This is a genomic window from Nocardia sp. NPDC052254 (genome assembly GCF_040679495.1).
Classification (GTDB): domain Bacteria; phylum Actinomycetota; class Actinomycetes; order Mycobacteriales; family Mycobacteriaceae; genus Nocardia.
Genome location: NZ_JBFAUW010000014.1, coordinates 93324 through 116770, shown reverse-complemented (window position 1 = coordinate 116770; position 23447 = coordinate 93324). Strand labels below are relative to the sequence as shown.

21 protein-coding genes are annotated in these 23447 nt (G+C 68.1%); 9 read left to right on the top strand and 12 right to left on the bottom strand.

Going from position 1 to position 23447, the window contains the following annotated elements:
- Positions 1-9: 9 nt before the first annotated feature.
- The 4 genes from AB0L57_RS27580 to AB0L57_RS27565 are packed head-to-tail and all read right to left on the bottom strand — an operon-like array spanning position 10 to position 3675.
- On the bottom strand, positions 10-1221 hold the full coding sequence (locus tag AB0L57_RS27580) for an acetyl-CoA C-acetyltransferase (RefSeq protein WP_364968009.1): 1212 nt from the start codon (positions 1219-1221) through the stop codon (positions 10-12).
- On the bottom strand, positions 1214-2107 hold the full coding sequence (locus AB0L57_RS27575; RefSeq protein WP_364968006.1) for a hypothetical protein: 894 nt from the start codon (positions 2105-2107) through the stop codon (positions 1214-1216). The genes AB0L57_RS27580 and AB0L57_RS27575 overlap by 8 nt, the downstream gene beginning before the upstream one ends.
- On the bottom strand, positions 2104-2832 hold the full coding sequence (fabG, locus tag AB0L57_RS27570) for a 3-oxoacyl-ACP reductase FabG (RefSeq protein ID WP_364968003.1): 729 nt from the start codon (positions 2830-2832) through the stop codon (positions 2104-2106). Before fabG ends, AB0L57_RS27575 begins: the two co-directional genes overlap by 4 nt.
- A gap of 21 nt (positions 2833-2853) precedes the next feature.
- On the bottom strand, positions 2854-3675 hold the full coding sequence (locus tag AB0L57_RS27565) for a mycofactocin-coupled SDR family oxidoreductase (protein WP_364968001.1): 822 nt from the start codon (positions 3673-3675) through the stop codon (positions 2854-2856).
- 307 nt (positions 3676-3982) lie between these two features.
- Here AB0L57_RS27565 and AB0L57_RS27560 point away from each other — a divergent pair, with 307 nt between their 5' ends.
- The 3 genes from AB0L57_RS27560 to AB0L57_RS27550 all read left to right on the top strand — a co-directional run bounded on the left by AB0L57_RS27560 (position 3983) and on the right by AB0L57_RS27550 (position 8069).
- On the top strand, positions 3983-4792 hold the full coding sequence (locus AB0L57_RS27560; protein ID WP_364967999.1) for an NAD(P)-dependent oxidoreductase: 810 nt from the start codon (positions 3983-3985) through the stop codon (positions 4790-4792).
- Positions 4793-4885: 93 nt separating this feature from the next.
- Positions 4886-6310, top strand: coding sequence for an aldehyde dehydrogenase family protein (locus AB0L57_RS27555; RefSeq protein ID WP_364968058.1), 1425 nt, complete (start codon positions 4886-4888; stop codon positions 6308-6310).
- Positions 6311-6395: 85 nt separating this feature from the next.
- Positions 6396-8069: an acyl-CoA synthetase gene (locus AB0L57_RS27550; RefSeq protein WP_364967996.1), complete on the top strand. Its 1674-nt coding sequence runs from the start codon at positions 6396-6398 to the stop codon at positions 8067-8069.
- 284 nt (positions 8070-8353) lie between these two features.
- Here AB0L57_RS27550 and AB0L57_RS27545 read toward each other — a convergent pair whose 3' ends face one another.
- The gene (locus AB0L57_RS27545) at positions 8354-9538 is read right to left on the bottom strand and encodes an acyl-CoA dehydrogenase family protein (RefSeq protein ID WP_364967993.1); all 1185 of its coding nucleotides are present in this window, start codon (positions 9536-9538) and stop codon (positions 8354-8356) included.
- A 192-nt stretch (positions 9539-9730) separates the two neighbouring features.
- Here AB0L57_RS27545 and AB0L57_RS27540 point away from each other — a divergent pair, with 192 nt between their 5' ends.
- Positions 9731-11257 carry a fatty acid--CoA ligase family protein gene (locus AB0L57_RS27540; protein ID WP_364967991.1) on the top strand — a complete coding sequence of 509 codons (1527 nt, stop codon included), beginning with the start codon at positions 9731-9733 and terminating at the stop codon, positions 11255-11257.
- A gap of 18 nt (positions 11258-11275) precedes the next feature.
- On the opposite strand, the gene AB0L57_RS27535 is transcribed toward AB0L57_RS27540, so the two are convergent.
- The 3 genes from AB0L57_RS27535 to AB0L57_RS27525 all read right to left on the bottom strand — a co-directional run bounded on the left by AB0L57_RS27535 (position 11276) and on the right by AB0L57_RS27525 (position 14110).
- Positions 11276-11713: a PaaI family thioesterase gene (locus tag AB0L57_RS27535; protein ID WP_364967988.1), complete on the bottom strand. Its 438-nt coding sequence runs from the start codon at positions 11711-11713 to the stop codon at positions 11276-11278.
- 91 nt (positions 11714-11804) lie between these two features.
- Positions 11805-13310 carry a fatty acid--CoA ligase family protein gene (locus AB0L57_RS27530; protein WP_364967985.1) on the bottom strand — a complete coding sequence of 502 codons (1506 nt, stop codon included), beginning with the start codon at positions 13308-13310 and terminating at the stop codon, positions 11805-11807.
- Positions 13307-14110, bottom strand: coding sequence for an enoyl-CoA hydratase/isomerase family protein (locus AB0L57_RS27525; RefSeq protein WP_364967983.1), 804 nt, complete (start codon positions 14108-14110; stop codon positions 13307-13309). The genes AB0L57_RS27530 and AB0L57_RS27525 overlap by 4 nt, the downstream gene beginning before the upstream one ends.
- A gap of 173 nt (positions 14111-14283) precedes the next feature.
- On the opposite strand from AB0L57_RS27525, the gene AB0L57_RS27520 reads away from it, so the two are divergent.
- On the top strand, positions 14284-15174 hold the full coding sequence (locus tag AB0L57_RS27520; protein WP_364967980.1) for an enoyl-CoA hydratase/isomerase family protein: 891 nt from the start codon (positions 14284-14286) through the stop codon (positions 15172-15174).
- A gap of 33 nt (positions 15175-15207) precedes the next feature.
- Here the strand turns inward: AB0L57_RS27520 and AB0L57_RS27515 are convergent, their stop codons facing one another.
- Both AB0L57_RS27515 and AB0L57_RS27510 read right to left on the bottom strand, forming a co-directional pair.
- Entirely contained in the window at positions 15208-15948 is a 741-nt protein-coding gene (locus AB0L57_RS27515; RefSeq protein WP_364968054.1) for a TetR/AcrR family transcriptional regulator C-terminal domain-containing protein, read from the bottom strand.
- Positions 15948-16757: an enoyl-CoA hydratase-related protein gene (locus AB0L57_RS27510; protein WP_364967978.1), complete on the bottom strand. Its 810-nt coding sequence runs from the start codon at positions 16755-16757 to the stop codon at positions 15948-15950. The genes AB0L57_RS27515 and AB0L57_RS27510 overlap by 1 nt, the downstream gene beginning before the upstream one ends.
- A 14-nt stretch (positions 16758-16771) precedes the next feature.
- Between AB0L57_RS27510 and AB0L57_RS27505 the strand changes: the two genes are divergently transcribed.
- Positions 16772-17050 (top strand): hypothetical protein, encoded by a 279-nt coding sequence (locus tag AB0L57_RS27505; protein ID WP_364967976.1) that lies wholly within the window; start codon positions 16772-16774, stop codon positions 17048-17050.
- On the opposite strand, the gene AB0L57_RS27500 is transcribed toward AB0L57_RS27505, so the two are convergent.
- Together AB0L57_RS27500 and AB0L57_RS27495 are read right to left on the bottom strand one after the other, a co-directional pair.
- Entirely contained in the window at positions 16996-18207 is a 1212-nt protein-coding gene (locus AB0L57_RS27500; protein WP_364967973.1) for a cytochrome P450, read from the bottom strand. The genes AB0L57_RS27505 and AB0L57_RS27500 overlap by 55 nt on opposite strands.
- A gap of 128 nt (positions 18208-18335) precedes the next feature.
- Positions 18336-19121 (bottom strand): SDR family oxidoreductase, encoded by a 786-nt coding sequence (locus AB0L57_RS27495; protein ID WP_364967970.1) that lies wholly within the window; start codon positions 19119-19121, stop codon positions 18336-18338.
- Between the two features lie 149 nt (positions 19122-19270).
- Between AB0L57_RS27495 and AB0L57_RS27490 the strand changes: the two genes are divergently transcribed.
- The 3 genes from AB0L57_RS27490 (at position 19271) to AB0L57_RS27480 (ending at position 23445) form a co-directional block, all read left to right on the top strand.
- Positions 19271-20506 carry a cytochrome P450 gene (locus tag AB0L57_RS27490; RefSeq protein ID WP_364967968.1) on the top strand — a complete coding sequence of 412 codons (1236 nt, stop codon included), beginning with the start codon at positions 19271-19273 and terminating at the stop codon, positions 20504-20506.
- A 9-nt stretch (positions 20507-20515) separates the two neighbouring features.
- Complete coding sequence (locus tag AB0L57_RS27485; protein ID WP_364967966.1) at positions 20516-22012, top strand: carboxyl transferase domain-containing protein; 1497 nt, start codon at positions 20516-20518, stop codon at positions 22010-22012.
- Positions 22013-22236: 224 nt separating this feature from the next.
- The gene (locus AB0L57_RS27480) at positions 22237-23445 is read left to right on the top strand and encodes an amidohydrolase family protein (protein ID WP_364967963.1); all 1209 of its coding nucleotides are present in this window, start codon (positions 22237-22239) and stop codon (positions 23443-23445) included.
- The last annotated feature ends 2 nt before the right edge of the window (positions 23446-23447 follow it).

The following is a 23447-nucleotide window of genomic DNA, read 5'->3' as shown; positions in this document are numbered from 1 at the left end:
GCCCGGCGCTCATATCGCGCGCTCGAACACCGCCGCCAGGCCCTGGCCGCCGCCGATGCACATGGTCTCGAGCCCGTATCGCACCTCGCGCCGGTGCATTTCGCGGGCGAGGGTGGCGAGCATCCGGCCCCCGGTCGCGCCGACCGGATGACCGAGTGAGATGCCCGAGCCGTGCACATTGGTGCGCTCGGGGTCGTGCTCCCCGAATTTCCACTCGCGCATCACCGCGAGCGCCTGGGCGGCGAAGGCCTCGTTGAGTTCGATCAGTCCCATGTCGGCGAGGGTGAGTCCGGCGCGCTGGAGGGCGGCCTCGGTCGCCGGAACCGGGCCGATGCCCATCACCTCGGGGCCCACTCCGGCCACCGCCCACGACTTCAGCGTGACCAGCGGGGTCAGACCCAGCTCCGCGGCCTTGTCGCGGGTGGTCACCAGGCACATGGCGGCCGCGTCGTTCTGCCCGCTGGAGTTGCCCGCGGTGACCGTGGACTCCGGATCGATACGCGCGCGAACGGGTTTCAGCTTCGCCAGCGATTCCACGGTCGTGTCCGCGCGGGGATGCTCGTCGGTGTCGACGATCTCCGGCCCGCCGCGCATCGGTATCACCGCCGGAACGATCTGCTCGGCGCTGACGCCGGACCGCGCGGCCTCGATCGCTCGCTGATGGGACAGGACAGCGAGGCGATCCTGTTCCTCGCGCGTGATCGCGTAGGTGCGCCGCAGATTCTCGGCGGTCTCGAGCATGCCGCCGGGCACCGGATGGTGTTGCCCGCCCGCGGTTTCCCGTCCGCGAGCCAGGCCGTCGTGCACCCGGACGCCGCCGCGAGCGCCGCCCCAGCGCATATCGAGGGAGTAGAAGGCGACATTGCTCATACTCTCGGCGCCACCGGCCACCACCACATCGTTGGCGCCACTGGCGACCTGCAGGACGGCGTGGATGACCGCCTGCAGGCCGGAGCCACAGCGCCGGTCGACCTGCATGCCACCGACCGTGATCGGCAGTCCGGAATCGAGCGCGACGACCCGACCGATGGCGGGTGCCTCACTGTTGGGGTAGCAGTGGCCGAGGATGACGTCCTCGACGAGGCCCGCATCGATCCCGGTGCGATCGAGCAGGCCGCGCAACGCGATCACTCCGAGTTCGACCGCCGACAGCGAGCGCAACACGCCACCGTAGCGTCCGATGGGAGTGCGGACGGGTTCGCAGATGACTGCCTCACGCATGGAATCGTTCTCCTGGGGAAAGGAATTCACCGGTCAGTTCGGTGTGGGTGACGGGCTGTCCGGTGGCGTCGGTACCGGCCACGGCGACGGCGAAATCCGCGCCCGGCGCCGTGCGACGCAGCAGCCGGACCGGATTCGCACAGAACAACGGCGCGAGATTGCGATGACGCAGCACGGCCGGGATTCGTTCGGGCACATCCCGCCGCAGTGTCTCGGCCAGCGCCAGGGTCATCAGCGGGCCGTGGACCACCAGTCCGGGATAGCCCTCCACGGCGGTGGCATAGGGCCAGTCATAGTGGATGCGATGCGCGTTGGCGGTGGCGGCGCTGAATCGCATGAGCACGGTGGGATCGGTGCGCAATTCCCAATTCCCCTCGGCCAGCCGCCGCATCGGGGATCCGACCGGTGCGCCGGTGGGTGCTGGTGCCGGCTCGCCGGCCGGGGCGGCGGGCGCTTCCCGGTAGATGAGATGCTGTCGTTCCAGCAGCGCGGGCGGCGCATCGCCGGCGGACAGTTCGATCTCGACGACCACCACCACGAGCCGGCCACCGCGTCCCGACTTCGGCGTCACCGATACCACCCGGGCCGCGCGGCGCACGGTCGAGCCGACGGTGATCTCGCCCCGCACTCGAACCTCACCCCCCGCGAACATGCGCCGGGGCAGGTCCACCGGGGGCAGGAACGTGCCGCGCGCGGGATGGCCGTCCGGTCCGATGTCCGAGGACAATGGCCAGCGCGGCAGAGCCACCCAATGCCACAGCGGCGGTAGCGGATCGCCGGGCCCGATCGTGGGCGCACCCGAATCCAGCAGTGCGGCCAGGGCGGCAACCGGGCCGGGATCGACGAGCTCCTCGTTGACGACCGTATGCGGTGTCCACTCGCTCACATGAACCGCCCGCCGGTCACTTCCAGCGTTGTACCGGTCATATAGGACGACAGGTCCGATGCCAGGAACAGGGCCACCTTCGCCACCTCCTCGACCTCACCCGCGCGGGCCATCGGAATCTCGGCCATCTTCCGGTCCCACACCTTCTCCGGCATGGCCGTGGTCATGGGTGTGCGGATGAGTCCGGGTCGAATCGCGTTGACCCGCACACCGAATCGGGCCACCTCCTTGGCCGCGGCCTTGGTCAGCCCGACGATTCCGGCCTTGGCCGCCGAGTAGTTCGTCTGACCGGCCATCCCGACCTTGCCCGACAACGACGAGATGTTGACGATGCTGCCGTGGCCCTGTTCGCGCATGATCGCCGCGGCCAGCCGCGTACCGTGCCAGGTGCCCTTGAGATGCACCGCGATCACCTGATCGAAGTCGTCCTCGGTCATCGTGCGCATCGTGGCGTCGCGGGTGATCCCCGCATTGTTGACCATGACGTCGACCGGGCCGAACTCGGCGCGAGCGGTGGCGAGCAGCGCTTCGACGTCGGCGGCGCGGGTGACATCGCACGGCACCGCACGGACCCGATCGGCCCCCAGCTTCCGGTGCGCGTCACCAGGATTCAGATCGCCCACGACGACCCGGGCACCTTCGCGGACGAACGCCTCGGCGATGGCGAATCCGATGCCCCGCGCACCACCGGTGACGGCCGCGACGCGACCTTCGAGCAGCGACATGGTTGCACAACCCCTTCCGGGTCAGTACTGCGTGGAACCGAGATCGACCGCGATGGCCGCGGCGGTGACGAATCGGGCATCGTCGCTGGCGAGCCAGGCGACCGTGGCGGCCACATCCTCCGGCTCGGCGATCCAGGCCGGAAGAAAAGGTGTGATCATCTGCGCCAGGCCAGGATTGGATTCCAGCGTCCGTCCGAGGTTGGCGACCATCTCGCCGCCGCCCATCGGGGTGTTGACCGCACCGGGATGCACACTGTTGACCCGGATCGAATGCTTGCCGAGTTCGGCTGCCAGTGCCCGGGCCATTCCGGTGACCGCGTGCTTGCTCGCGGTGTAGTGCACCATGAACGGTTGCATCTTCAGTCCGGCCGCCGAGCTGATCAGCGAAATCGAACCCCCGCGGCCGCCGTCGATGATGTACTGGGTCCCGGCGACAACGGTGTTCCACGTGCCGGTGACATTGATGTCGAGTACGTCGCGGAAGGATTCGGGGGTGATCTCGTCCCATGTCTCGGGTGCGCAGATCCCGGCATTCGCCACGATGGTGTCGAGACGGCCCAGCGCCGCCACGCCCTCGGCGACCACCTTGCGCAGGCCGTCGAGATCCCGGGTGTCGGCCTGAGCGGCGATGATCCGACGGCCGGTCTCCTCCACCAGGCGGACCGTCTCCTCCAGGTCGTCCGGTGTCGCGGACTCGTAGGACACCACCGGTGGCAGCGGGCCCGCGATGTCGACGGCGATGATGTCGGCACCCTCGCCGGCCAGGCGCAGGGCATGGGCCCGTCCCTGCCCGCGCGCTGCTCCGGTGATGAATGCGACCTTGCCCTCGTGTCGGCCTGTCACGTGCCCTCCTGGTGTTCGTCGGACGTCTTCCGGTCCGGACGTGATCGTAGTTGCGGCCGTGGTGGTTCGGAAGTAACCGGACAGTAGATATCGTCGCACATATCGTAAGCGCAACGGTAGCTCCGGTGGGCGGTTCCTCGCGGATCGCTTCACGGGGTCGTCGCGGCGGCCGGTCGTCGCGACCGGGTCTCGGAATCCGCAGCGGCAGCACCCGTAGTCGGTGTTACAGTTTGTCTTACTGGATAAGTGACTGTCCTACTTCGGCTCGGTGGTGTTCCGCCGGGGCGAAGGCTGTTGAGGAGTTCGGATGTCGCAGGTCGTCGGTTTCGTGGGTGCGGGACAGATGGGGGAGCCGATGGTCTCGCGGCTGTTACGCGCCGGCCATACGGTGCGGGTCTTCGCGCGCAAGGACTCGGTGCGGGAGCGGTTGCTCGCGGCCGGAGCCGAGCTGGTGGAGTCCGTCGCCGCCACCGCCGCCGGTGCCGATCTGGTGATCGTCTGTGTCTTCTCCGACGCGCAGCTGGTCGAGGTGCTGGGCGGGCCGGCCGGTGTGCTGGCCGCGGCGAGTGCGAAGTGTGTCGTCGTCTCGCACACGACCGGCACCATGTCGACAGTGCAGGCTCTGGCCTCCGGATTTCCGGACGGTCCGGTGCTGCTCGACGGTCCGGTGAGCGGCTCGGCCGAAGACATCGCGGCGGGCCGGCTGACCGTGTTGCTGGGCGGACCGCCCGAGTCGGTGGCGGCGGTGCGCCCGGCCCTGGAGTCCTACGCCGACACCATCGTGGCGACCGGTCCCGTGGGCAGTGCGCTGGCGGTGAAACTGGTGAACAACGCGTTGTTCGCCGCGAACGCGCAATTGGTCGCCGCGGCCGCCGATATCGGCCGGCGACTGGGGATCGAGCCGACGGGACTGCTGCACGCACTGCGGGCGAGCAGCGGTCGCAGCTACGCCGCCGAGTCGATCCAGCGCACCGGCGGGCTGGAGAAATTCCAGCATCTGGCCGCGCCGTTTCTCCGCAAGGATGTGGCCGCGTGCCTCGCCGCGACCACCGACGCGGGCATCGAGCTGGGGCAGCTGGCCGCGGTGATCCACGACGGTCCGCTCGAACTCGGCTGAACCGCACGGAAAGTGGCACGGATGAACAGTGAAACCACCGGGCGAACCGGCGACGCCACCGCATCGGGCGGTGCGGTGACCGACGCCGCGGCACTGCTGCGCCGGCAACGCCGGGCCTACCTGCAGGAGGGACCGCCCTCGGCCGCGCTGCGGCGCAACCGGATCGATCGCCTGCTGGCCATGGTGCTGGACAACATCGACGAATATGTCGACGCCCTGGTCGGCGATTTCGGCACACGATCACGGACCGGTGTCCTGTTCGCCGAGGTGATGGGCATGCTCACCACCATCGAGCACACCCGCGCCCACATCGACCGGTGGATGCGTCCGCGCAATCCGAAACCCCTTGCGCGCCTGTACGGTATCCGCGCACAGGTGCGGCCGACCCCGCTGGGCGTCGTGGGCATCATCGGGCCGTGGAATTTTCCGTTGCAGCTGGTCGTGGTGCCCGCCGCGGCGGCCTTCGCCGCGGGCAACCGGGTCATGATCAAGATGTCGGAGATCACCGCACGCACCGCGGAGCTGACCCGCAGGCTCGCACCCGACTACTTCGACCCGGCCGAGCTCGCGGTGGTCACCGGCGGACCGGATATCGCCGCGGCCTTTTCCGAATTGCCGTTCGACCACTTGTTCTTCACCGGTTCGACCCGGGTGGGCCGGTTGGTGCAGCGGGCGGCGGCGGCGAATCTGGTGCCGGTGACGCTGGAACTCGGCGGAAAGAATCCGGTGGTCGTCTCGCCGGATGCCGACCTGGAACGCGCGGCGGCCCGCATCGCGCGGGCCCGTCTGATCAACGGCGGTCAGGTCTGCGTGAGCCCGGACGCCGTCTTCGTCCCCGGCGACCGGGTGGACGCCTTCGTGGCGGCGGCGCGCATCGCCTTTCACGACCTGATGCCCGAAATCGCCGGGAACGACGACTACACCGCCTGTGTCGATCAGGCGAACTACGAACGCGTCCTCGGGCTCGTCGAGGATGCGCGGGCACGCGGTGCGCGCGTCGAGGACGTTGTTCCGCGCGGTGAGACGCTGCCGGATCCGGATCGCCGCAAGATCGCACCGACCATTGTCCGGGATGTCACCGGTGATATGGCGATCGCGGCCGAAGAGATCTTCGGCCCGGTCCTGGTGGTGCGGCCGTACTCGACGTTGGGTGAGGTCGTCGACGCGTTGAATGCGGGTCCCGCCCCCTTGGTCGCCTACTGGTACGGACCCGGCGGCGCGGGCTTCGACGACTTCGTCCGCCGCACCCGCAGCGGCGGCGTCTCCCGGAACGACTTCGCGCTGAACATGTTTCCCGAGGACGCGCCGTTCGGCGGGGTGGGCGACAGCGGGATGGGGGCGTATCGCGGTAAGGCCGGTTTCGACACCTTCACCCACTACCGGACGGTGGTCGGTACCGATCTGCCGTTCGTCATCACCTCGATGGCCGCACCACCCTACGGTGCCGCGCTGCGCCGGGGAATCGATATCGCCCTGCGCCGAGCCCGCCGGCGCACCCACCGCCGCCTGAACCCCTGACCACGCGCCGCCGGTCACCCCGAAGCTGATGGCGCGCAGAAGTATTCGATTTCGCCCGCGCGGCGGACAACCGAAGGAGGCCCCGTTGTCTCAGTCCGTGACCGATTCCCAGACCTCGACATCAGCCCTGACGATCGTGGCGGCGGCCGATGCCGCGGCGGCCGCACTGCCGGATCGGGACCTGGTGGTCCGTGGCGACCGGCGCTTCACCTACGCCCAGATCGCCGAGCGGTCCAAGCGGCTGGCGGCCTATCTGCGCAGCCGCGGATTGGGATGTCACACCGAGCGGTCCGAACTCGCGGGCCACGAGGTCGGTCAGGATCTGCTCGGCATCTACGCCTACAACGGCAACGAGTACATCGAGTCCACGATCGGCTCCTTCCGGGCCCGGGTGGCGCCGTTCAATGTGAACTACCGCTACGTCGGCGCCGAGCTGCGGCACCTGCTGACCGACGCCGGTGCGACCGCGCTGGTCTACCACGCCGCCTTCGCGCCGGTCCTCGCCCAGGTGCTGCCGGACCTTCCGCAGCTGAAGGTCCTGATCCAGATCGCCGACGACTCGGGTAGCGAACTGTTGGACGGCGCGGTCGATTACGAGACCGTGATCGCGGAGACCGCACCCCGGCAGCTACCGGAGCCGAGCCCCGACGATCTGTACGTGCTCTACACCGGTGGGACGACGGGTATGCCCAAGGGCGTGCTGTGGCGGCAGTACGACATCTACATGGCCGGCTGCGGTGGCCGCGACAACCAGAGCGGCGCGGTGGTCGAATCCGCGGCCGAGGTGGGCGAACGTGCCGCGGCGAATCCCGGTGTCAACCTGATGATCCTGCCGCCGCTGATGCACGGTGCGGCGCAATGGGCCTTCCTGACCGCCATGACGACGGGACAGACCATCATCTTCCCGTCGGTGGTCGATCGATTCGACGCGCGGGATGTGGTGCGCACGATCGCGCGTGAGCGGGCCTCGGTGGTGATCGTGGTCGGTGACGCGGTGGCGCGTCCGCTGCTGGCGGTGGTCGAGGCGGAGAAGCCGGATCTGTCGGCGATGGTGGCCCTCGCCAGTGGTGGTGCCGTGCTGAGTCCGGCGGTGAAGCAGCGCTGGATCGACGCGGTTCCCGGACTGGTGGTGCTCGACGCCGTGGGGGCGTCGGAAACCGGCGCCCAGATGCATCATGTCTCGGCGGCCGGTCTCGTCTCCTCGGGCACCTTCGCCGCCGGTGTCGACACCTGCGTGGTCTCCGAGGATCTGTCCGCGGTACTGGAACCCGGCCACGACGGCATCGGCTGGCTGGCGCAGAAGCGGTTCACCCCGCTGGGCTACAAGGGCGATGCGGCCAAGTCCGCGCAGACCTTTCCGATCATCGGCGGGGTCCGGGTCGTGCTGCCGGGGGATCGGGCCCGGCAGCTGGACAACGGAGCGATCGAACTGCTCGGGCGGGACTCGGTCACGGTGAATTCCGGCGGGGAGAAGATCTTCGTCGAGGAGGTCGAGGTGGCGATCTCCTCGCATCCGGGCGTCGCCGACGTCGTCGTGGTGGGACGGCCGAGCGAGCAGTGGGGACAGGAGGTCGTGGCGATCGTGGCACCGGCCGCGGGCGCGAGTCCCACCGCAGACGAGTTGATCGCCCATGCCGCGCAGTCGATTTCGCGGTTCAAGCTCCCGAAGGTCGTCGTGTTCCGGCCCGAGATCCAGCGCAGCCCGGTGGGGAAGGCGGACTACCGGTGGGCACGCGATCAGGCGGTCGCCGCCGGCTGATCTGGGGCGGTGCGGGCCCATGATCGCTGGGCCGGTGCGGTGTGCGACCGAGTGGTGCGGTGTAGGACCGAGTGGTGCGGTGTAGGACCGACCGGCGAGGTGTGCGACCGAGTGGTGCGGTGTAGGACCGACCGGCGCGGAGTGCGACCGGGCCGCGCGGCGCAAGGACCGAGCGGGCGTCGTGCAACTGGCTGGCGTGCGCGCGCAGACCGTCGGCGTAGATCTCGACACCACGGGCGGCGGGCCCGAAAATGGGCCCGCCGCCGGTGTGTGACTCTGTGGCGTCACAGACTCCTGCGGGCATTGCCGATCAGCCGCCCGCCGACGATGAGACGCTGAATCTCGCTGGTGCCCTCGTAGAGTCGCAGCAGTCGCACATCGCGGTAGATCCGCTCGACCGCCACACCGCGCATATATCCGGTGCCGCCGTGAATCTGCACCGCCGAATCGGCCACGCGCCCGGCCATTTCGGTGCAGAAGAGTTTCGCCGCCGATGGGGCGATGCGGCGGTCCTCATCGGCGACCCAGGCCCGGGCGGCGTCGCGCACGAGAGCTCGCCCGGCCATGACCCCGGTCTGCATATCGGCCAGATGTGCCTGCACCAGCTGGAATTGCCCGATCGGCGTGCCGCCCTGCGTGGCGCTCGCCGCATAGGACACCGATTCGTCGAGTGCGCGCTGTGCGGTGCCGACCGACAGTGCGGCGATGTGCACGCGGCCGCGGGCCAAGGAGGTCATCGCGGCCCGGTAGCCGATGTCCTCACTGCCGCCCACCAGAGCCTCGGGGCCGACGCGTACATCGGAGAACCGGACTTCGGCGGTCCATGCGCCTTCCTGCCCCATCTTGAGGTCCTTCGGTCCGACCTCCACACCCGGTGCGTCGGCCGGCACCAGGAATACCGAGATGCCGGGCCCGTCGGCATCGGCCGGGCGGGTCCGGGCGAAGGCGACGAAGAGATTCGCCACCGGCGCGTTGGTGATGAACCGCTTCTCGCCGTTGATGATCCAATCGTCGCTGGAGCGCCGCGCTGTGGTTCGCAGCGCTGCCGGATCGGATCCGGCGCCGGATTCGGTGAGCGCGAACGAGGCCACGACTTCACCCGAGGCGATGCGTTCGAGCCACGCCGACTTCTGTTCGTTCGTTCCGAATCCGACGAGAACCTGACCGGCGATCCCGTTGTTGGTGCCGAACAGCGATCGCAGCGCGAGCGTCGTGTATCCCAGTTCCATCGCCAATTCGACGTCCTGGGCCAGATTCAATCCCAGCCCACCCCACTGCTGCGGGATGGCGTAGCCGAACAGGCCCATCGCCTTGGCCTGCTGGATGATCTCGTCCGGCATCCGGTTGTCCTCGGCGATCCGCGTCTCCTGCGCCAACACCACCGAGCGGACGAAACTTCGTGTCTGCTCCAGGATTACGCGAAAGTCCTCCGCGGTGACGGTGCCGGCTCCGATGGACGTGCTCGTCATGGCAATACCTCCTCGTGGCCGGGCGTGCGGCCGATGTCGCGGTGGGGTGCGGACCAACCGGTGATGCGGCGGCGCCTTGACGTCCCGACCGCTGTGTATAGCATTACTGTAAGTCTAGCGGTAAGCGTGCTGGAATCTCCTTCGGACGGTCCGCCGGGACAACCGAGTTCATCACCGGATCGGGGTGCAACCATGAAGACACCGGACGAAACCGCGCCAGAGCGCGCGGATTCGGGACGCGACGTGGCCGGGACCGCCTTCGCTGCCGAGCTGTCCACGCACCTGGCCGACTACGGTGACCGGCCGTGTATCGAATACGAGCAGCGCTGGTATTCGGGAGCGGAGTTCACGAACGCGATGCGCGAGATCGATCGGCGACTCGCGGGCGCCGGTGTGCCGGTCTCCGCCCGGATCGCCGTGGTGGTGCGCAATCGAGTCCCGCACGCCGCCGCGGTCCTGGGATCCATCGCCGGCAATCGGCCACTCGCGGTGATCGACTGCTACCAGTCCGGTGCCGGTATGGGGCGCGATATCGAACGGATCCGGCCCGGTGCGGTGATCGCCGCGGCCGAGGATTGGACCGCGCCGGTCGTCGACGCGTGTGCACGGACAGGATGCGCGGGACTGGTGCTGTCCCCGGCCCTCGGCGATGTCCGGATCATCGCCGAACGCGACTCCGGTGTGATCGCCGATCCGGTCGGCGACGTCCCGGGCCTGCATCTGCTGACCAGTGGGACAACCGGTCCGCCCCGACGCATTCCGATACCCACCGCCGCACTCGCGCACACGGTCGCCACGATGACCGGCGGCGCGACGGCCGCACCCGACGATCCGCCGGAACTGGTCCACTGGCCGTTCGGCAGTGTCGGAATCTGCCAGCTGCTCGCCGCCCCGTTCCTCGGCAAGCGGATGGTCCTGCTGGAGAAGTTCGATGTCGCGCAGTGGGTGCGGGCGGTGCGCACGTATCGGATCCGGCGTACCGGAGTGCAGCCGGCCATTCTGCGCATGCTGCTGGAAGCCGATGTGCCCCGCGCGGATCTGGCCTCGCTGGAATATCTTCCCGGTGGTTCCGGGCCACTGGAACCGGAATTGCGGGAGGAGTTCGAGCGCCGTTACGGCATTCCATTGCTGTGGGCCTACGGCGCAACGGAATTCGCCGGTTCGGTCTGTGCGTGGACGCCCGAGTTGCACCGGCGATTCGGAGCGGAGAAGGCGGGCAGTGCGGGCAGGCCACTGCCGGGTGTGGACGTTCGCATCGTCGATCCCGATACCGGCGACGAGCTCGCCGCCGATGAGCAGGGCCTGCTCGAGGCGAGCGTCGCCGTGCTCGGCCCCGACTGGGTTCGTACCGGCGACCTCGCCTCGGTGGATTCCGACGGATTCATCACCATTCACGGCCGGGGCGACGGTGCGATCAACCGCGGCGGGTTCAAGATCCTGCCCGAGACGGTGCGCGCGGTGCTGCTCGCCCATCCCGCGGTCCGGGACGCGTGTGTGGTCGGCGTACCCGATCCGCGCTTGGGGCACGTGCCGTTCGCGGCGGTCGAGACGCGCCACGGCAGCCCGGCGCCGACCGAGGACGAACTACGCCGGGCGGTCCGCGACGCGCTGCCGAGCCATCACGTACCGGTGGCGATCGCCGTGGTGGACCGGCTGCCGCGCAATGCGGCACTGAAAGCGAAGATCGACGACGTCGCCGCGCTGTACCGCCGGGACTGACGCCGCCCCGCCGGATGACTACTCCGCGGATGCGGAAGATCGTGCGCCGGTGTCGAATTCGACCGTCGCGAAACTGACCGTGGCCAAGGCGACCGGCCGCTCACAGCCCGGCTGGACGACCTCCACCTCGACGACGACGCTCCGCCTGCCCGAATGCACGATCCTGGTCCGGGCCTGCGCGGCACCCGCTGTGACAGCGCGGAAGTACCGCACGTGCAGATCCGAGGTGACCACTCCGCTGCCGGAAGGCCGCTGCTGGAGGGCGACGGTTCCGGCGGCCACGTCCACGAGGGTCGCGATCAGTCCGCCCTGCAGGCCGCCGGAGGTGTTCACCACGTGCGGGGCCACCGGCAGTTCCCAGATGCGGGTGCCGTCGGCATCGAGTGTGGATCGAAAACCGATGTAGTCCATGAAGGCGGTGATCTGTTCCGTCGATGCGGGGCGAGTGGTTTTCATGGACGTCTCCGGTCCTCGGATGGTTGTGCGGGATGCCGCGTCCTCTGGCGGAAGCGCTGTCGACATGAATCGCTGCCGGGTGCCCGGGCGATCAACTCGCGTCCACGTCGCCGACTCCGGCCGCCTCGAAGTGGGCGCGTACCGCCGTCAGGTCCGCCTTGCCCGACGGGGTGCGGGGGATGGTGTCGACGATCACGATGTCGGCGGGAATCTCGTAGGGGGCCAGTCTGTCTCGGAGATGGCCCAGCAGGACGGCGCTGTCGAGGTCCGCGCCGGTGGCCGCTTCGACCAGCGCGACCGGAACCTCGCCGAGGCGAGGATCGGGCCGGGCGACGACGGCGGCGCCCAGGACGGCCGGATGACTTTCCAGGGCGTTGCGCACATCGTCGGGCATGATCTTGAACCCGCCGCGGATGATGGCCTGATCCGCCCGGCCGAGGATCCAGAGGAATCCGTCGGCGTCGATGCGGGCCATATCGGTGGTGCGCATCCAGGTCGCGCCCGGACCGAGCTGGCCGGGTGCCACTTGCAGCAGTCCGGGGCGGTCGGCGGGCAACTCGGCGCCGTCCTCGTCGACCACGCGCAGCCGGGCCCCGCCTGTGGCGCGTCCGACGCTGCCGCGTTTGTCCTGCCAGAACCGCTGATGGTCGGCGAGTGTCCAACCGGCCACGCCGCCGCCGAATTCCGTTGCGGCATAGGAGGTCAGAATCGGAATGCCGAACTTCTCGCAGAACGCGTCGGCGTCGTCCGCGGACAGCGGCGCGGTGCCGGAGGTGACGACCCGGATGCTCGACAGGTCCTCGCGGGTCAGCTCGGAGTGCAGGACCGCCCGCACCGCGGCGGGGACCAGGGATACGGCCTTGGGGCGATGGACGCGTACCGCGCGGGCCCACTGTTCGAGCTGGAAGCGCGGCAGCAGGACGAACGAGCGGGCCTCGGCGACGCACTGCAGGATGCGGAAGACGCCGCCGATGTGCACCAGCGGGGCGTTCACGACCGCGATCCCCGAGCGTGGCTGTGCCGGAACGGGGGTGTGCTCGGGGTCCGGGCCGATGACACTGCGCGCCAGCATGTCGTAGGTGATGTCGATGCGTTTGGGCGGTCCGGTGGTGCCGCTGGTCAGCATGCGCACCGCCACCCCGGACTGCGCGACACCGGTATGTGCGCGGCGGCCGGGCGACGCGTGCAGCCGCGGTTCGGCGGCCGTGTCCTCGATCGCCAGGGTCGCCGTGCCGGGGGCCGCGGTGACCAGTGCGGCCAGATCGCCGGGCGCGCCGATGAGCAGAGGTAACCGCAGCGCGGCGATATCGGCGCGGGTCCGCTCGTCGCCGCGTGACGGGTTGATCACCACGACCGTTCCGCCGCCCAGCAGTACCCCCAGCAGCGCGGCGACATGTTCGGGACGATTGCGCAGCAGGATGCCGATCTCGCGACGGCCCAGGGGATGTGCGGTGACGAAGGTGCGGATGCGCTGCGCGAGATCGCCGAGTTCGCGCCAGGTGACCCACCGCTGCTCGTATTCGATCGCGGGGCCGTCCGGTCGCAGCGCGAGGGTGGCGGCGATCCGCCGGCTCAGCGCATGGGTCGTGTGGTTCATCGGCACTGCCAATTCGGGGTCCTCTTCTCCACGAAGGCTTTCGGTCCCTCGAGCGCGTCCTCGGTGCGGGTCACCCGCTCACGGAACGATTCGGCGAGCATCTCGGCCTCGTGCAGCGGTACGTTCAGGCCCTTGACGATCGCCAGGCGGGTGCCGCGAACGGCCAGGGGTGCATTGGAATTCACGATGCCGGCGATCTCGTGCGCCCGCTCGAGCAGCCGATCGTGTTCGACGACCTCGGTGATCATGCCGAGTTCGTACGCGCGCCGGGCGTCCATGCGCTCGTGCTTGCCCATCAGTGCCATGCGCAGGGCGACGGTGCGGGGCAGCACCCGCGACAGCCGCACGACCTCACGACCGGCCACGAGGCCGATACTCACATGCGGGTCGAAGAACTGCGCGCGGTCGGAGGCGATGACGATGTCCCCGGTGGTGACCCAGTCCAGTCCGGCGCCACAGCACAATCCGTTGATCGCGGCCAGTACCGGTTTGGTCATCGTCCGGAACGGCGGGGTGCCCTCCTGCGGCGCCTCCCACTGTTCGTAGGTGGACAGATACGGTTGTTCGTTGATCACCTTGCCGTCGCCGGGGATGGCCTTGACATCGGCGCCGGTACAGAAGGCGCGGCCGTTCCCGGTCACGACGACGGTCCAGACCTTGTCGTCGTTCTCGCTCTCGGCGTAGGCGGCCCGCAGTTCGGAGATCATGTGCGGGCTCAGCGCATTGAGTGCGTCCGGCCGGTCGAGGGTGATCGTGGCCGTATGCCCGTCGACGCGGTATTCGATGGTGTCGAACGGCATGGAGATTCCTTCACGTGCTGGTCGGGCGATGGAAGCGGAGGTGCTCGGAGCGCGGTGACGGACTCGTCGCGTACCCGATACTGTTATAACTACAGTAGATAGTACCGGCAGTGTCCCGGCAATGGGCGGGCACGCACTGGCGGGCCGTGCGACAACCAGGAAGAGGCAACCCGATGAGCAGCTCCAGCACCGCCGACGGCCGCATACTGTGCGAGGTGGATCCCGACCGGCGGATCGCCACTGTCACGATCGACAACCCCGCCCAGCGCAACTCCTACGACGCGGCCATGCGCGACGGCCTCGCACGGTATCTCGACGATATCGCCGCCGACGACGACATCGTCGTGGTCCTGCTGCGCGGCGCCGACGGTGTGTTCAGCACCGGCGCCGATATGAACAATGCCTACGGCTGGTACGGGGAAGGCGGCAGCGACAGGCCCGAGAAGAGCCGGCCCAGTCAGCGCCGCCGCCTCGCGGTGGACCGGAAATCCTTCGGCTTCTACCACAATTTCCTGGGCTTTCCGAAGGTCACCGTCGGTGAGATCAGCGGCTACGCGCTGGGCGGCGGCTTCGAAATGGCGCTGATGACCGATATTTCGGTGGTCGCCCGTGACACCCGGATCGGGATGCCCGCGGCCCGCTTCCTCGGACCCGCGCTGGGAAGTCTGCACATGTTCTTCCACCGGCTCGGCCCGGTGCTGGCACGCCGGCTGCTGCTGACCGGCGACATCGTCGAGGTGAGCACGCTGGAACAGCTCGGCGTCTTCACCGAGGTCTGCGATCCGGCGGTGGTCGGCGCGCGGGCGCGGTACTGGGCGGAGAAGGCCGCGAAGATGCCGGCCGACGGCGTGGTGATCGCCAAGGAGGCGTTCCGGCTGGTGGAGCAGAGTCAGGCCTATCAGGGCGAGGAGGTGGCCAGCTATCTGTTCCACGCCTTCGGTACGAACCTGCAGTTCTCCGCCGGGGAGTTCAATTTCGTGAAGACCCGTGCCGAACACGGCACGAAACAGGCGTTCCGGTTGCGCGACGAGCACTTCGACGTTCCGGAGCCCGGCCCTCGCTGACGTGTGCGCGCCAGGGGGCGGCGGCAGCGTGATTCAGCTCGCCGCCGCACCGTTGGCCCGCGATCCCCGGTTGCGTTCGATCAGACGGCCGGTGTGATCGAGGATGCACCGCAAGCCGTATTCGAAGTTGTGTTCGTCCGGTGCTCCCGAGCGCAGCCCCTTGGCCATCGCCTCCGCGAGCAGGGGCGTGGTCTCCGGTTCGATCAGGATGCTGTCGTAATAGGCGCGCGGAGCGCCGTCGGGATCCCGGTTCTTGTCGTAGAGCCGTTGCAGCACCACCGATCCCCGAATGTGGAGATTGATCGCGGAGTACGTGTCGAGGGCCTCGTCGACCGACAGCCCCGCGTTCACCAGACTGGACACCGTCCGCTCGACCTGGTCGGCGCCGACCCGGCCCGCGTGCTGGCTCAGCGCCGAACGCACCAGGATCAGATCGCACAGGATCGGATTGTCCAGGAATGTGCGCCGCATGGTGCGCGCGTGATTGACCAGGCTCTCCCGCCAATTCGACGCGTGGACATAGGGGAACGGCATGGCGTAGACATACAGGCGCAGGGCGCGATCGGTCATCGCGTTGAGCAGATCGTCCTTCTTGCGGAAATACCAGTAGATACTGGTGACCCCCACATTCAGATGACGGCCGAGCAGCGGCATGCTGAGGCCGTCGATGGAGACCTCCTGCGCCAGCTCGAAGGCGCCGTTGATGATGTCCTCGGGATTGAGCGAGCCGCGTTCGCGACGCTGACGCTTGTGTCCCGCAACGCGTTTGGCCATCATGGCCGGCCTCCCGTTCCCCAGGCCCCGGTGAAGACGGGGTCACGCTTCTCGGCGAAGGCCGCGAACGCCTCGATGACGTCGGCGCCCGACAGATTGATCGTCTGCGCGCGCAGCTCATCGGCGAGGGCGTCGCGCAGCGTGCGGTCGGCGCCGTTGTTGACCAGTGCCTTGGTCTGTGCCAGCGCCAGCGGCGGCCCGGCGGCGAGCCGGGCGGCGATATCGCCGACGAAGGAATCGATCGACTCCTCGGGCTGCACCCAGGTGACCAGGCCGAGAGAATGCGCCTCCTCGGCGCGGATGGTGTCGGCCAGCAGGGTCAGGCGCTTGGCCTGTTGCAGGCCCACGAGTTTGGGCAGCAGCCAGCTGCCGCCGCAATCCGGTGACAGCGCCCGTCTGGTGAAGATCTGGCAGAACCGGGCCTGCGGGGTGGCGACCACCAGATCGCAGCCGAGGGCGATGTTCCAGCCCGCCCCGGCCGCCACGCCCCGCACCTTGGCGATGGTGGGGACGGGCAGATCGTGCAGCTGCTGGATCACGTCGTTGATGGCGCGGATCATCCGGCTAGGATCCGAAAACCCCTCCGCCCCGGCGGCATCGGAGATGTCGGCTCCGGAGCAGAAGTTTCCGTCCGCCCCGGTGACGACGACCGCACGGACCTCGGTGCCGCGCGCGACGGCGTGCAGTGCCTCGCCCAGTTCGTCCCACAACCGGGTGTTGATCGCGTTCTTGAGCGCCGGGCGGTTCAAGGTCAGCGTCAGCACGCCGCCGGTTCGGCTGTGCCGCAGAATCTCTGATCGATCTGTCACTGTGTCGTCCTTTCGTGTCCGGAATCGCCGGCGGCTGCACCGGCAGCGGGACCGAGCGCACCGCGCTCCCGCAGGGCGCCGATCTCGAGGGCGTCGAATCCCGCCGCGAGCAGGACGATGTCGGTGTATGGATGTCGATCGGACGCCGCACGGATTCCTCGGTGGTTGTGGCGAACATCGCGGCAGCGTCGCATCGAATACTCCTCGGGCGCCCGATGTTCCGGGTGGACGACGGTGATCAGGTGACGACATCGAAGGTCACCGGCAGCGTGTTGGGGGAGCGGAACGGCTGACCGAAGATGTGCGGATCACCCTCGGAGCTCAGGGTGAAGTCGGTGAGCCGGTCGAACAGGCATTCCATCGCGACGCGGGTCTCCATCCGGGCCAGATGCAGTCCCAGGCAGGTGTGCGCGCCCGCGGTGAAGCTGATGTGCGGGATGTGCGTCCGGAAGATGTCGAACTCCTCCGGGCGCTCCCAGCGGTTCTCGTCGCGATTGGCCGATCCCAGGCACAGGTCCAGGACCGCGCCCTGTGGAATGTCGGTGCCCTCGAGGCGCGTGTCCTCGGTGACGTAGCGCTGGACGAAGGTCAGCGGTGTCTCGTAGCGCAGGCCCTCCTCGACGGCCTGCGGGAGCAGATCCCGGTTCTGCTGTACGGCACGGAACTGCTCCGGGTGATCGAGCAACAGCCACAGCAGATTTCCCGCGGAACGGTAGGTGGTCTCCAATCCCGCCGGCAGCAGCAATCGCAGGAAGGAGTAGATGGCCTCCTCGGTGAGCTTCTCGCCGTCGATCTCGGCGGTCACCAGATCGTTGATGATGTCGTCGGTCGGGTTCGCCCGGCGCTGTTCGATCTGGCCGAGGAAGTAGTGTTTCAGGTCCTTGGACGCCTGCAGTGCCCGCGGCACCTTGTCGGCGTAGCTGATGATCGCCACCGCGGCCCGGCGGAAGAACGGCAGATCCTCCTCCGGCAGGCCGAGCAGCGCGGCGATGACCCGGGTCGGGAATTCGAAGGTGAATTCCTTGACCAGATCGGCGCTGCCACGCTCGGCGAATTCGTCGATCAGCGCATTGCACACCGGCCGGACGATCTCCGGTTCCCAGCGCATCAGGGCCTGTGGCCGGAACGCGGTGGACACCAGTCCGCGGTGCGCGCGGTGGCGGGCGCCGTCCATCGCCAGGATGGTGGGGCCCATGAAGACCCCGATGGTGGAGTCGTAGAGCTGTGAACTGAACACCCGGTTGTTGCGCAGGGCGGAGCTGACCGCCGAATAGGACACCGCGGCATAGGAATCGGAGGGGCGCAGCGACTCGGGGGTCTTGGAGTAGTCCATGACCGTGCCGTGGAACACGGGGCCCCCGCGCCGCTTGGCGGCGAAGTACGGGTAGGGGTCGCGCAGGTCGAGGGTGTCCCCGGCCGTCGCTGATTGGTCCTGAACAGGGATGTCCACAGCTCACCTCGTAATGGTCACTCGCACGGCTTGGGCGGAATTAATTACTGTAAGTAATACAGTATAGGGTGATGTCATGCGAACCGTGCGTCTTCGCGGTGTCACCGGCGCCCGACCGGTCGTGTTCGCTACAGCTGAATCGGCGGCCCGGCGACCAGTGGGGCGACGAATCCGCCGTCGACATGGAGGTCCTGGCCGTTGATCCAGCGGGCCTGTGCGGAGCCCAGGAAGGAGATGGCGGGCACGATGTCGTCGACGGTGGCGTGCCGTCCGATCGTCGCCTTCACGCCGTCGAGCACGTCTTTACCCATCGAGGTCTCGAAATCGGCCAGGATCGGGGTCTCGGTGGGCCCGGGGCTCACCGTGTTCACCCGGATCCCGAACTTCTGCCAGGCCGCGGGCGCGAGCCGCTTGGCGAAGATGATCGCGGCCTGTTTCGAGGTGCTGTACACCGGATAGTTCGGGTCCTGATCCGCCTGCCAGCGGTCGATCTCGCCGGGGTCGGTGGTCGCGAGCAGGCCCGACAGCGCCGCCACGCGTTCCTGCCAGCCGAGTGCCGCGACGGAGGCCACGGTCACGATCGCGCCGCCTTCGCGCAGTCGCGTCAGCATGCCCTCGGCCATGAGCCGCATGCCGAGATAGTTCACCCGCAGGACGTCACCGGCCGGTGCGGTGCCGGGAACGCCGGCGACGTAGGCCAGCAGGTCCCAGCCCGGCTCGATACGCTCGAGCAGAGCGGCGATGGCGGCGGGGTCGCGCAGATCGCACCGTTCGTGCCGCGCGGCCGGAGTGTTGTTGGGGCGCAAGTCGATTGCGAGAACGTGATCGCCACTGTCGTGGAAGTGCGCGGCGGCCGCCGCGCCGATGCCCGAGCCCGCGCCGACCACGACGACCTTGCGTTGATCGGATCCCATGAATTTCACCGTTCGGTTGTCCGGACTAGTTATAGAATGCTTGACAGTAAGGGTCACTATAAATCACTCTAGTGGCCGCCACAACGGACCGCTGCCAGTGTGTGGCGGGGCGGTGGAACATGAAGGCCCACATACCGAAAGAGTCGCTCATGAGCATGCCGATCGTCGACGACGCCGCGAAGGTATTGGCGAATCCGAAGTCCTACACCGACGAACCGGCGTTGCACGCGGCCCTGGCCGGATTGCGTGCCAAGGCGCCGGTCTCGCTGGTGACCGTGCCCGACTACACACCGTTCTGGGCGATCACCAAGCATGCCGACATCATGGCGGTCGAACGAGCCAATCAGCTGTTCACCAATTGGCCGCGCCCGGTGCTCATGACCACCGCCTCGGACGAGATGCAGGCCGCGGTCGGGATCCGTACCCTGATCCACATGGACGACCCACAGCACCGGGTCGTCCGTGCGATCGGCGCGGACTGGTTCAGCCCCAAGGCGATGAAGGCGATGGGTGAGCGCATCGAGCAACTCGCGAAGCGATACGTCGATCAGATGCGCGACGCCGGCGGGGAGTGCGACTTCGTGCAGGAGGTCGCGGTCAATTTCCCGCTGTACGTGATCATGTCGCTGCTCGGTGTGCCCGAGGCGGACTTCCCGCTGATGTTGAAGCTGACCCAGGAGCTCATGGGGAGCGACGACGACGAGATGCAGCGCAGCGCGCAGTCCGACGAGGCGATGAACTCCCTGGTGGAACTGTTCCAGTACTTCCAGAATCTGACGGCGCGCTGGCGCGAACATCCCACGGGCGATCTGGGTTCGACGATCGCCAACGCCCGCGTCGACGGTGAGCCGCTGTCGGACATCGACACCATGTCGTATTACGCGATCATCGCCACCGCCGGGCACGACACCACCAGCAGCAGCATTTCCGGTGGTCTGCGCGCACTGGTCGAGCATCCGGAGCAGCGAGATCGCCTGCGCGACAACCTGGATCTGATGCCGCGCGCGACCGAGGAGATCATCCGGTGGGTGACGCCGGTCAAGGCATTCATGCGCACCGCCGCCCAGGACGCGACCGTCGGCGGAGTTCCGATCGCGGCGGGCGATTCGCTGTTGCTGTCCTACGTCTCCGGTAACCGGGACGAGGACGCCTTCGACGATCCGTTCCGATTCGACGTCGGGCGCGAGCCGAACAAGCACGTGGCCTTCGGTTTCGGCGTGCACTTCTGTCTCGGCGCCGGACTCGCGCGCATGGAGATCAACAAGTTCTTCTCCGAATTGCTGCCGCGGCTGAAGTCCATCGAACTCGACGGTGCCCCCGAACTCACCGCGACCACCTTCGTGGGCGGACTCAAACATCTGCCGATTCGCTACTCACTGATCTAGGACGCGCACATGACCAATTCCCGGACCTGGGACGACACCCTCATCGATCTGGAGCAGCGCCGCACGCGAGTACAGGCCATGGGTGGCCCCGAGCGGGTCGCCACACATCGTGGCAAGGGCAAGCTGGACGCGCGGGCCCGGATCGAGCACCTCCTCGATCCGGGTACCTTCCAGGAGTTCGGCACACTGGTCGGAGGCGAGGTCGCCGCGGACGCGATCGTGGCCGGCTCCGGACTGATCGACGGTTCGCCGGTGATGGTGGGCGCGGAGGACTTCACCACGCTGGCCGGCAGTATCGCGCCGGGCAGCAATTCCAAACGGTATCGCCTGGCCGAACTGGCGGTGCGCAACCGCGTGCCGCTGGTGATGTTGCTGGAGGGCGCGGGCTTCCGTCCGACCGGTGACCACTACGGGCGCACGCCGACCGATCTGCTCGCCCAGGCGAAATGCTCGGGCAAGGTTCCGATGGTGACCGGCGTGCTGGGCGCCTCGGCCGGGCACGGCGCGCTGATCGCGCCGGTTTCGGATTTCGCGATCATGAGTGGCCACGGCGCGATCTTCACCGCCGGCCCGCCGGTGGTGAAAGTATCGACGGGCGAGGACATCTCGAAGGAGGATCTCGGCGGACCCGATGTGGCGCTGCCGAGCGGGCTGATCCACAATCTGGCCGACACCGATGAGGCGGTACTGGACGAGATCCGGCGCTACCTGTCGTATTTCCCGCCCAGTGCGTGGTCGTATCCGCCGTCGCTGGCGCCCGACGCCGCCGGCGCACCACGGCGCACACCGGAACTGCTCGAGATCATCTCCCGCGACAATCGCCGCACCTACGACATGCGCACGGTGCTGGACGCGGTGTTCGACAGTACGGACTGGTTCGAGGTGCAGCCGGAGTTCGGGCCGGCCATCATCTGCGCGCTCGCGCACCTGGGCGGGCATCCGGTCGCGGTGGTGGCGAATCAGCCTCAGGTGCTGGCCGGTTCGATCGACGCCGACGCCGCGGACAAGGCCGCCCATTTCATCAGCGTCGCCGACGCGTTCCATCTGCCGCTGGTGTTCCTCGCCGACAATCCGGGCATGCTGCCGGGCAGCGAGTCCGAAGCCGATGGCGTCCTGCGCAGCGGTGCACGGATGTTCGTCGCCCAGACCGCGGCGACGACACTGAAACTGCATGTGACACTGCGCAAGGCCTACGGGTTCGGATCCATGGTCATGTCGCTGATCAGCTTCGACAATCAGGTGGGGACCTTCGCCTATCCCGGTGCGACGATGGGGGCGATGAGCGCGGCGGCATTGAGCAACGCGTCCAATGCCGAACAGGATGTCGCGGCCTCGCTGCGCGAGATGGAGCTGCAGGCCTCCTATCACTCGGCCGAGCACATGGGGTTCGACGAGCTCATCGGACCGGCCGAGACCCGCAATGCGCTGCTGCTGTCGCTGCAACGGGCGATGTACGCGCGGCAGGTGGCCGCCGAGCCGGTGGCCCGCAGCGTGATCGTGCCCTGATCGGGATCCGGCCGGGCCGTGCGAGTCTTGTGCGGCCCTATACTGATAGGTATACAGTAGGTATATCTATTCGACTCGCGGGAGGGTGTACCGGTCTCGGTGCCGGCCGCAGTGACGGCGCCCGGGGCCGTTCGGGACCGGAATCTCCTGCCGTGCGGCGACGCGACTCGGCGCAGTCCGCGCAGGCCGCACACAGACAACACGGTGAACTGAAAGGACTGGCGATGACCGCGCTCGACTACAAGGCGATCGACGTCGACAATCACTACTACGAGCCACTGGATGCGTTCACCCGGCACCTGGACAAGAGGTTTCGCCGTCGTGGTGTCCAGATCGTCCAGGACGGCAAGTACCACACCGCGATCATCGGTGACCGGGTGAACCGCTTCATCCCCAACCCGACCTTCGACCCGATCATCGTGCCCGGCTGCCTGGACCTGATCTTCCGCGGACAGGTTCCGGAGGGAGTCGACCCCGCGACGCTGATGAAGGTGGAGAGCCTCCAATTGCGCCCGGAGTATCGCGATCGGGACGCGCGTGCCGCGGTGGTCGACGAGCAGGGCATCGAGACGGTCGTCATGTTCCCCACCTTCGGCTGCGGTGTGGAAGAGGCGCTGAAGGGCGATGTCGAGGCCACCGTGGCGTCGCTGCACGCGTTCAACCTGTGGCTGGACGAGGACTGGGGATTCGACCGTCCCGATCACCGCATCATCGCGGCGCCGATGATCTCGCTGGCCGACCCGCAGGCGGCGGTGGCCGAGATCGACTTCGTCCTCGGCCGGGGCGCACGCGTGATCCACATCCGCCCCGCCCCGGTACCCGGTGTCGGTAAGCCGCGCTCGCTCGGCGACCGTGCCCACGACCCGGTGTGGGCGCGCCTCGCCGAGGCGAACGTGCCCGTCGCCTTCCACCTCGGTGACAGCGGCTACCTGAAGATCGCGGCGATGTGGGGCGGTAAGGACACCTTCGAACCCTTCGGCGGTCCGGGCGACGCACTGGACAAGATCCTCGTCGACGACCGCGCCATTCACGACACCATGGCGTCGCTGATCATCCACGGAGTCTTCGACCGGCACCCGGCCCTGCGGGTCGCCAGCATCGAGAACGGATCGGACTTCGTGCACCGGCTCGGCAAGCGGATGCGCAAGCTCGCCAACCAGTCTCCCCGGTCGTTCCCGAACGATCCGATCGACACCTTGCGCGAGCACGTCTGGGTCGCCCCGTACTACGAGGACGATCTGCCGAAGCTGGCCGAGGCGATCGGAGTCGAGCGGATCTTGTTCGGCTCGGACTGGCCGCACGGCGAGGGCCTGGAGGAACCGGTGGCCTTCACCGGCGAGCTGACCGGGTTCGATGCCGCCGACGTGCGAAAGATCATGCGGGACAACGCCTCGGAATTCCTCGGCGTGCCCGTCGCCTCGGCCGCGCGATAGTC